This is a genomic window from Rothia sp. HMSC08A08, assembly GCF_001808385.1.
In the GTDB taxonomy this organism is placed as follows: domain Bacteria; phylum Actinomycetota; class Actinomycetes; order Actinomycetales; family Micrococcaceae; genus Rothia; species Rothia dentocariosa.
Map to the genome: position 1 here is coordinate 32,520 of NZ_KV793054.1, position 8,763 is coordinate 41,282.

12 protein-coding genes are annotated in these 8,763 nt (G+C 53.5%); 4 read left to right on the top strand and 8 right to left on the bottom strand.

Features of this window, described 5'->3' with window-relative positions:
• Nucleotides 1–46 precede the first annotated feature (46 nt).
• Nucleotides 47–2,176: a Stk1 family PASTA domain-containing Ser/Thr kinase gene (gene pknB, locus HMPREF3164_RS00590; RefSeq protein WP_070448453.1), complete on the top strand. Its 2,130-nt coding sequence runs from the start codon at nucleotides 47–49 to the stop codon at nucleotides 2,174–2,176.
• Nucleotides 2,177–2,336: 160 nt separating this feature from the next.
• Here pknB and HMPREF3164_RS00595 read toward each other — a convergent pair whose 3' ends face one another.
• The 3 genes from HMPREF3164_RS00595 to HMPREF3164_RS00600 are packed head-to-tail and all read right to left on the bottom strand — an operon-like array spanning nucleotide 2,337 to nucleotide 3,923.
• Nucleotides 2,337–2,969: an aminodeoxychorismate/anthranilate synthase component II gene (locus HMPREF3164_RS00595; RefSeq protein ID WP_070448454.1), complete on the bottom strand. Its 633-nt coding sequence runs from the start codon at nucleotides 2,967–2,969 to the stop codon at nucleotides 2,337–2,339.
• Between the two features lie 23 nt (nucleotides 2,970–2,992).
• Nucleotides 2,993–3,154: a hypothetical protein gene (locus tag HMPREF3164_RS11115; protein ID WP_004006314.1), complete on the bottom strand. Its 162-nt coding sequence runs from the start codon at nucleotides 3,152–3,154 to the stop codon at nucleotides 2,993–2,995.
• Nucleotides 3,155–3,170: 16 nt separating this feature from the next.
• Nucleotides 3,171–3,923 carry a class E sortase gene (locus HMPREF3164_RS00600; RefSeq protein WP_070448455.1) on the bottom strand — a complete coding sequence of 251 codons (753 nt, stop codon included), beginning with the start codon at nucleotides 3,921–3,923 and terminating at the stop codon, nucleotides 3,171–3,173.
• Nucleotides 3,924–4,080: 157 nt separating this feature from the next.
• Between HMPREF3164_RS00600 and HMPREF3164_RS00605 the strand changes: the two genes are divergently transcribed.
• Both HMPREF3164_RS00605 and HMPREF3164_RS00610 read left to right on the top strand, forming a co-directional pair.
• Nucleotides 4,081–4,422, top strand: a complete 342-nt coding sequence (locus tag HMPREF3164_RS00605) for a cell division protein CrgA (protein ID WP_048754707.1) — start codon at nucleotides 4,081–4,083, stop codon at nucleotides 4,420–4,422.
• Between the two features lie 10 nt (nucleotides 4,423–4,432).
• Entirely contained in the window at nucleotides 4,433–4,642 is a 210-nt protein-coding gene (locus HMPREF3164_RS00610) for a long-chain fatty acid--CoA ligase (protein ID WP_070448456.1), read from the top strand.
• Nucleotides 4,643–4,703: 61 nt separating this feature from the next.
• On the opposite strand, the gene HMPREF3164_RS11485 is transcribed toward HMPREF3164_RS00610, so the two are convergent.
• Together HMPREF3164_RS11485 and HMPREF3164_RS00615 are read right to left on the bottom strand one after the other, a co-directional pair.
• Nucleotides 4,704–4,835 (bottom strand): hypothetical protein, encoded by a 132-nt coding sequence (locus HMPREF3164_RS11485; protein ID WP_256387480.1) that lies wholly within the window; start codon nucleotides 4,833–4,835, stop codon nucleotides 4,704–4,706.
• A gap of 444 nt (nucleotides 4,836–5,279) precedes the next feature.
• A complete protein-coding gene (locus tag HMPREF3164_RS00615) occupies nucleotides 5,280–6,197 on the bottom strand; it encodes a LysR family transcriptional regulator ArgP (RefSeq protein ID WP_070448457.1) in 918 nt (305 codons plus the stop codon).
• 189 nt (nucleotides 6,198–6,386) lie between these two features.
• On the opposite strand from HMPREF3164_RS00615, the gene HMPREF3164_RS00620 reads away from it, so the two are divergent.
• Nucleotides 6,387–6,707, top strand: coding sequence for a hypothetical protein (locus HMPREF3164_RS00620; protein WP_013398181.1), 321 nt, complete (start codon nucleotides 6,387–6,389; stop codon nucleotides 6,705–6,707).
• Nucleotides 6,708–6,725: 18 nt separating this feature from the next.
• On the opposite strand, the gene HMPREF3164_RS00625 is transcribed toward HMPREF3164_RS00620, so the two are convergent.
• The 3 genes from HMPREF3164_RS00625 to HMPREF3164_RS00635 form a co-directional block, all read right to left on the bottom strand.
• Nucleotides 6,726–7,034 (bottom strand): hypothetical protein, encoded by a 309-nt coding sequence (locus HMPREF3164_RS00625; protein WP_246822538.1) that lies wholly within the window; start codon nucleotides 7,032–7,034, stop codon nucleotides 6,726–6,728.
• Nucleotides 7,035–7,317: 283 nt separating this feature from the next.
• The gene (locus HMPREF3164_RS00630; protein ID WP_048754710.1) at nucleotides 7,318–7,878 is read right to left on the bottom strand and encodes a hypothetical protein; all 561 of its coding nucleotides are present in this window, start codon (nucleotides 7,876–7,878) and stop codon (nucleotides 7,318–7,320) included.
• 187 nt (nucleotides 7,879–8,065) lie between these two features.
• Complete coding sequence (locus tag HMPREF3164_RS00635) at nucleotides 8,066–8,503, bottom strand: putative immunity protein (protein WP_070448459.1); 438 nt, start codon at nucleotides 8,501–8,503, stop codon at nucleotides 8,066–8,068.
• Between the last annotated feature and the right edge of the window lie 260 nt (nucleotides 8,504–8,763).

The following is an 8,763-nucleotide window of genomic DNA, read 5'->3' on the forward strand; positions in this document are numbered from 1 at the left end:
TCTGAGTCCACTCACATCAAAAACTATTTTTACCCCAGGAGAACGTATGGACCTGTTGGTTCCTGAAACGGTAGATGGCCGTTATAAGGTACTCGATGTTATCGGTACCGGTGCGATGGCTACCGTATACGCGGCGGAGGATACTCGTCTCGGTCGTAAGGTCGCGATGAAGATCCTGCGCCCGGAGCAGGCCCAAGACAAAACCTTCCGTTCACGGTTTAAACGTGAGGCGGAGGCTGTCGCATCCCTGAACAACCCCGGTATCGTTGCGGTGTACGACACGGGCGCTTATTCCCCGTCAGATCCCAACAGCGGATATGGCGTTGATGATGCCGCCGACGATGACGAGGCTAAGATCCCGTACATCGTTATGGAATACGTTGATGGCAGGACGCTGCGCAGTGTGCTTTCGTCGGGCGGGTACATTCCCGTGCGTGATGCGGTGGGCTACGCAGAGCAGCTTTTGAGCGCTCTGAAATACAGTCATTCGATGGGTATTATCCACCGCGATATTAAGCCCGCGAATATTATGGTGCTTCCCCGAACCGAGGACGACGCCGCGAAGGGGCAGCCGGGTCAGATTAAGGTGATGGACTTCGGCATCGCCCGAGCTATTGAAGAGGCTGGCGAGGCTCTGACAAAGGCCAATGTGGTGATGGGTAGCGCACGCTACATGTCTCCCGAGCAGGTCAGTGGTAAAGAAGTCGACGCGAGAAGCGACCTTTATTCGGCAGCATGTGTGCTGTATGAAATGGTTGCTGGACGTTCCCCCTTCGATGCGGAAACTAACGTTGACTTGGCGGCAAAGCATCTTACCGAGCCTCCCGCCGCACCGAGTACCTTTAGCCCGCTGAGCGTACCCCCTGAGCTTGATGAAGTTATTCTTCGAGGTCTTGCCAAGAACCCGGATGATCGTTACCAGACCGCCGATGAGTTTTCGCAGGCGATCCGTCAGGGAGCGGGTCTGCAGGTTGGCGGCGGTATGCCGCAACAGGTTCCTGATGACTCCATGACCACCGCTTTTGCGCCTCTTGAGGCTCCCGCAGCGGGTGCGGCAGGAACCGGTACGGGTGAGGTTGATTTCGATGCCTACACCACGACCATGCCGCAGGTTTCGACTCCTGTTGAAGACGCGAACCTCAACGGTTTCTTCGATGACGATGAGTACGGCGGGGAAGAATTTGTTGAAGAGGAAGAGTTCCTTCCCGCCGAGCAACCCCGTAAGCGAACCTGGGTTCGTTTCCTCGTTGGTCTTGCTATTGCAGCATCGCTTCTGCTGGGTATCGGCTCGTTCCTGTACTACCAGGGCAAGCTCAATGAAGTTCCGCAGGTCGCTATTCCTACCGTGATGAACCAGTCGAAGGACGATGCCGAGAACCAGCTGCGCAATGCTGGTTTTGCCGTGGAGAGCCGCGGGGCATACTCCGAGAACGTGAAGAAGGGCGATGTTATTAGCGTCAGCCCTGGCGAGGGTACGAAGGCGGCTAAGGGTTCTACCGTATCGCTAACTTACTCGAATGGTCCCGAGCGCGTAACCCTGCCCGATAACCTGCAGGGTCAGAGCGAAGCCTATGTGCGCAACGCTCTGAAGGAGCTCGGCCTTAAGGATGGTCGCGTCAGCACCGTTGAGAGCGCATCTGTTCCCGCCGGTATGGTAGTTTCTCTAGAGCCTGAGAAGGCTGAAACCGATGCCAACGGTAAGACCACGATCGAGGCTGGCAGCAACGTAAACCTGGTGCTGTCCTCCGGTAAGGTCAAGGTTCCTTCGCTCGTGGGTCTGACGAAGGATCAGGCTATTGAAGCTCTGACTGCGTCCGATGTTCTGCTCAACACCAATATTGAGACCGTTCAGACAAGCTCTGCGGCACCGAATACGGTGATTTCTCAGAGCTCCGCTGCGGGTACTCTGGTGGCCCAGAACAGCACTGTTACTATTCGTGTAGCGGCTGCCCCGGCGGCGACCGCATCTGCCTCACCGCGTGCGACTACCCCGTCGACGAATAATAACAACAACACCCAGCGCCAGCAGGGCAATCAGCAGCAGAATCAACAACAGCAAGGTCAACAGGGCCAGCAGGGCAACGCTCCTGTACCTTCTGCAACGCCAAGTGCCGCTGTTCCTTCATCCAAGGCCGTACAAAACGGCAAGGAGAATGAAGAGAAAGAAGAAAGGTAAGGCTGGTTTGCTCAGGTAAATCCTGGTCATATATGTGGGGCGTGCTTTAGAATTTGAATCTAAAGCACGCCCCACATATATTTCTTCGGCTGTACCGCACACATAGAGAAGGCGCCTGACAGACCTACTTGGGTCTGTCAGGCGCCTTTACCGCTGCCCGCTAGGCAATTAGTGGGGACAACGATTTGGCACGCTCAGCGGCCCCCTCAAACCCCGTTTCTTCCAGCCAATTACCCAGCATCAGATAACCGCTCTCGGTAAGCACGGATTCCGGGTGGAACTGCACGCCATGCATGGGCGCATCCCGGTGCCGCAGCCCCATAATAATGCCGCTCTCAGTCGTCGAGGTGGTTTCCAAGACCTCAGGCATAGTCTCTGGGACGACCGCCAGCGAATGGTAGCGAGTCGCAGTGAAGGGGTTCGGTACGCCTTTGAACACCGAGTCATTCTCGTGAACCAAGGTTGAAGTCTTGCCGTGCATCAGCTCGGGGGCGTGCGTGACGGTACCGCCAAACGCCTCCGCGATAGCTTGATGCCCCAGACACACGCCGAGCAGGGGTTTATGAGTCTGCGCAGCCCAGCGAATGGTATCGATAATGACCCCGGCCTCTGCAGGCGCACCCGGCCCCGGAGAGATGAGCAGACCGTCATACTCGGCAGCCATTGTGAGCACGGTATCAAGGTCATACTCGTCATTACGGATTACGGTTGTTTCAGCTCCGAGCTGCTGCAGATATCCGACGAGAGTGAACACAAAACTATCGTAATTATCGATAACCAGGATGCGGGTCATGGCTTCTCCTTTGGCAAGCGCCGCTAATGGTTGATGGTAACGTCAAAGTTGAACGGACCGTACTCGGCAAAATTCGGAAACACAAATTCCATGAGGGCGTATACGATCACGGCGATAAGCAGAATAGCAATGATAATGCGAACCCATAGAGGTCCGGGAAGATGACGAAAAATCCAACCGTACATGTTATATCCTCTCGGGTTAGGCGGGGTTCTGGGCTGCTTGGGCAATTTCCGCAGGCGCGCCAGCAGAGTTAGGCTGCCAGGATTCAAAACGGGCGTGCACAATATAACGTTCTGTGTCACCGTAACGCGGGTGACAGGTCGTGAGCGTCATAATGCGCTCCGTGGGCTCTTGTCCGGGTTTGCTCGGAACCGGCTCGATCACCTCAATATTGTCAGGCTGCACAATCACATGCTCGTACACGGTGTAGGTGTAGTAGCCGTCTTTGGTGCGCACATAAATGTGATCGCCCACCTGCAGCTTATCGATATAGTCGAGCACTGCCCCGCGTGTCTGCCGGTGCCCTGCGAGCGCGAAGTTGCCCACGCCGCCCGGCATGGCGGTTCCGTCGTAGTGTCCCAAACCGAGGGTATCGATCACGTCTGCGCTGGTACCCTGCGCGGCGGGGCGCTGGTAGTCTGCACCAAACCGGGGAATGTAGACAACCCCGAATCCTTTTCCGTGTTCGGGTTCGGCTTCAGGCTCCGGGGGATTTTGGGGATCCCACTGTTCGACTGGCGCGGCGGAGCTGAACTCGTGCGTCAGGGAATCGACGGCTTGGGACTGTGAACGGTTTGCGTCTATATTGGTCCACCAGAGCTGCCACACGACAAAGAGCAGCAGCACAAGACCAACGGTGATCAGAAGCTCACCCGTGATTTGGATGGTCCACCGCAGAATAGATTTATGAGGCTGAACTGCCTGATGCGCTTTCGCGGATGCATGCGCCATAGTTTTGGGTGTCCTCCATAGCGGGATGTTACCGTCCCAGTCATTACACTTTCTTTAATGACAACGCCGGTGAAAGGTGAAATCATCCCGCGAGTCTGCAAAGATAGTTTTTAACGTACTACATAAGGTTACCCATACATCTGAGGCGGAGGAAAATATGTCCCCTAAGTCGACTGCGAAAAAGTCGAAAAAGACTGCCAATACTAAGTCAAAGAAGTCACAAGACAAGAAATCGGCTAAGGTCGTTGAAGAAGATGCGAGCGAGCTCCGTCTGTTGGAGGTCGCTCGCGAGATGGAAACGAGCGGGACACAGAGAGAGGGTACTCCCCTGTGGTATCGAGTAGTGATGTTTTCGCTCGTTGCGCTGGGTATTCTCTGGATTATTGCGTATTACATTTTTGAGGGTCGGCTTCCTGTGCCCGGTATTGGCATGTGGAATGTGACTATTGGCGTGGGTGCCATGATGGTGGGTATGGTCATGATGACTCGGTGGCGTTAGGTTTAGGGCTATGTCCGAATCGGATGGGTCTCCTTCGCCTCAAGAATCTCAGGATGCCCCGCATGGCTCTACCTCCGATCCCATGCGGAGTACCGAGGATATTTCAAAACGTGCGGATATTCGTGCCGCCCGTGTGGAGGCAAGGCTGCGCCGCTGGGCGTTGATCGGGTTTATCGTCGCTGCGGCGTTATTCTGGTTGGCGTCTCTTTTCTTCCGTTAGATCACGTATAAGCGAGGCGGTGCTGTATCCTTGGGGTGCGCCCGCCGCGTTCTTCTTGCTTTTAATCGTGCTGAGGCTCTGCGACTGGTTCTTCGCGCAGGGGCTGCAGAATCCGCACGAATACGATCATGACGATCAGCTCCACCATCGTCTGGGTCAGCGCTGTGTGCTGCATGAGGTCGGCCTGTGGCACGCACTTTCTTTGAGTCGTTCCACATGCTGTGTCATATACGGGGGTATACACCCGAGAATCCCTGTGCAGAGCGCAAAGATGACGTAGAACAGTACCCGTGTGAACAAGATTCTAGGGCGCTTCATCGATGCGACGTGCAGTAGAAAATACTGCCAAGATCTTTATATGCGAATATTCCAATATAAGCATATATACTAGTCAATTGAAGTTTTAAGGGGCTAGTAAAAACAATGGTTTGTGTAGCAGCAAGCGTAGCAAATAAAGGCCGCAACATAATCTGCAACAGCGCCAACACCACCAGGAATGCTGCCAAGGCGATCGTGGAAGTAAAGTCATAACCAGTAGAATACCGCCACGAAGTTGAGCGTTATCAGCCACAGGGTGAATCCGTGCGATGCAGAATTGGGTGCGGTGCGTTTGATGTCGTTCGCCCCTAGCTGTCCGTCATGAGTTCAAGAGCCCCTGATGAGCCGCATCAGCAACCCGACGACTAACTTTTTCCAGAACGGGCGAGTTGATATTCCAGTGCTGCCAGTAAAGTGGGAACTCCACAGGGTTCTGAGCGAGTTTCACAAGTGTTTGGGCGGCGAAATATTCGCTACACTGTGCCTCCGGCAGCAATCCCCACGCAATGCCCTCGTAGACCGCCTGCGCGTAATCTGGTGATGAAGGAATATAGAGCGTTGGGCTCTGCTCGAATTCGGCTCTGGGCAGTTTTAGGTCTTCCTCAATCAGAGCGCGGGCAGCATCCTGCACAAAGTCTTTACGATCATATTCCACCACTGGTGCCCGGTTCAGATCATCACGGGTAGTCTTCGCAGGGAACCCCGGAAGGTAACGATCCACATACGCTGGCGATGCCACACACCAGTAACGCGCCACGCCCAGGTAATCTACCGAGCATCCGGGGATTTTCCCGGGCTGTGAGGTTATGGCAGCCATAACTTCCCCGGTACGCAGAAGGGCTGAGGAATGAAATTCACCTTCACGCCGCAGGTCACAGAAAATTTCGTCCTCCTGAGCGAGCGTGCGTATGGCCTCCAAAAACCACGTTGCTAAAGAATCGGCGTTCAGGGCTATAGAGACTGTCTGGAATCCACCCTCGCCCATGAGTTCTCGTTCCAGTTCAAGCTGTAGGAATTCACTTTGCCGGGCAATACGTAACACGCTCTGCCCGGAGGCTGTTGGGGTAACCGGGTTGGTGCGCTGCAGCAGAACTTTACCGGCCAGCTGTTCCATTGTTTTTACACGCTGTGATATTGCGGAGGGGCTAACCCCAAGAATGTCGGCAGCAGCGTCGAAAGTACCGTACTCGATGACCGTAACGAATGTTTTGAGATGGTCGGTCGTAAAACGTGTCATAAGAACATCTTACGTACGTTGAAATAACTTAGCTAGGTTTACGGGGTTTTCAGACCTTTGCGCCCTGCCTATGTTCTATTTGACGTACACCATTTTCACCTTGGATGCACACCTCTAAGATAAAAGCAATGGGACTATCCCCATCCAACGTGTCTACATTGTCATCTAACCACCCGAAGGATATCCTCCATGGTCAAGCCACCATTCATGGAAATTGCATGCCCCGTTTGTTCCAAGCCCGTGAAGACTTTAGAACGTTATCCTCGCTCGCTCTGTCCCGAATGTTCTGCACGGGTGACTGACCGGTCTGGCCGCCCGGTTGTTTTCTACGATATACAGGTGCTGCCGACTCCCAACAGCTCAGGTGTAACACTGCTTGGCGGATTTTACGGATATTACGCCAATACCGGGCTGCAAGAAACCTACTCCAGTTCAACCTGCTACGTTGATGGAATAACCTGCGAGGCAAAGAATGCCCGTTTTGGCGGCATTGTGATCGAGGCGCTATGAGCCCACCTTCACCTCTGGCTATGAGTCTGTACTCCCGGATTCAGTGGCTTCTTCGAGACCATTATCCTTCACCGTCTCCTTATCGGTAGATGCAACGGGCTCTGTACTATCTTCTTGCGCCGATGCGGACCACAGTTCATAGCCCTCCAGTGTCTCTTCGGCGCCCGTACCTGAAAATGGAGAGTATATATCTCGAATTATCAGGATTTTTCGCAGACGCAGCACCATCGGTTCTAAGAAGTCAAGCGCGTGCCGACCGTCGCTGCTGGTCGTCGCCACAAAGCTCAGCCCAGAGGATACCGCAACGATCATCGTCACCTTAAGCATGACCGCGTTGTAGTTGACTTCAAGGTCTAAAATTTTCAGATGTTCGGGCTTGGTTCCTACTCACAGCTCGATGGTTTGGTCGGTAACCGCCACAGAAGCAAACCATGAGAAGAAACCGAACACCAGCAGCGAAGAAAACAGTTTGAATCAGCTGCCCCAAGATCGGGATTGCCAGCAGGTTCAGCCACTGCCCAATCGACAAAGAGCGATGAACGGTAATGTCGTGCTCGGCCTCTTCTCTTGTACTGTACTGTCTGCGATACCTCGTTCCGATACGGCATGCCTAGCGCTCATAGCTGTCAAGCATACCCGATACAAGAGACTCTGCTCGAAGTTCAGCCCCAAAGAATCGGGCGCACGCCTTCAAAATAAGTTCTGCGCCATAACGTTGGATCGTATAAACACCCAGCTCGTCGTACTCAGCCGCAAGTTCACGGGGTTTCGCTAAACCAGAGGTGATTTCCATAAGCGAAGATTCTGCGCCGTCTTCGTCGAAAAGTAGGCTAAACCCGCTGTCATCACGTAGAAGCTGATGCAGTTTAGTATCGGGCAGAGGCAAAAAGCCCAACACGTCCTCGGGCTCATAGTAGATTACCTCAGCAAGAGTTGTTACATACCCCTGCGGGTCTTCTTCGGTAAGAACTGTATCCGTAAGCTCCAGATAGCTTTCTTCGTCCCGCAGAAGCTCCCGCGGCCACCACAGATGGATATACTCGGTGCACGCCAGCCATAGTTCCGCTAAAGGCAGCTTAACCTCGGCGGTGAGCGCCACCGTCCGGTATTTTGAGGTGTCCTCTCCCGTATACGGTTCCTGCTGTCGGTCTGAAAAAAGCGGATACTCCATACATTCACTCTAACGCGAGAACAGGTATTCGTCGGTACTTGATACAGTAAACGTTCCAGAAACTCGTTCAGAAGAATGTGCAACGATTGGTATTAGTATTCCCGTGATGAAGCCTCAGGCACGCTATCACAGACCGGTAAAAAGGACTTCTCTGGCTTTCGAAATTCTACGTGTGGGTATACGCTGCTTAGCGCGCAAAAACATAGCTGAAAAATCGAGCAGGAATATGTGACCGTTGCCATTCGAGCTCTTCGGTCAAAGGTTCTCCCGAAAGCACTTTGCGAGTATATCGCTCAATATTGCGTGCATGGGCACCCATATGGGCTATGGCAATCGCGTGTCCGCAGGCTCTAGCTACGGCTTGCGCAGACGGGGTCTTACAGTCCCGGGTCGTAGCATGGCAGAGCAAAGCGTGCTGACGCATAGTTCCAACTGATAATGCACCGCGGTTGAACTCAGCGATCGCAGCAAGCCCCTGCTGAAGCCTAGGATCAGCAGGATACTGCTTCTCGAAAATAGGCAGTATCCGATACATACAGTCTGCCGCCCAGACGATAAGTTCACGCCTCTCATCTATCGATAGCGTCAAATCCTTCGGGTCTGGGGCAGATTGTAAAGTCTCCATGCCCCTAAGATAACAAGAAAGCATACGCGCTCTCACAGATTTTCAACGCCCTGATGCGCCGATTATATTTCATGAGGTCTTCTTAGCCTTTAGAGTATTCACCAACGCACGCTATGAGAACACAGCAGAGCCGATAGCTCTCAAGGAGAATGCAAATCAGCGGTTAAAACAAAAGAGACCCCTCACGGGGTCTCTTCCATACATATGTAATTAACTAACAAACCCTCAGGTTTGTTGTTTCAAAACTATACAGCGAACGC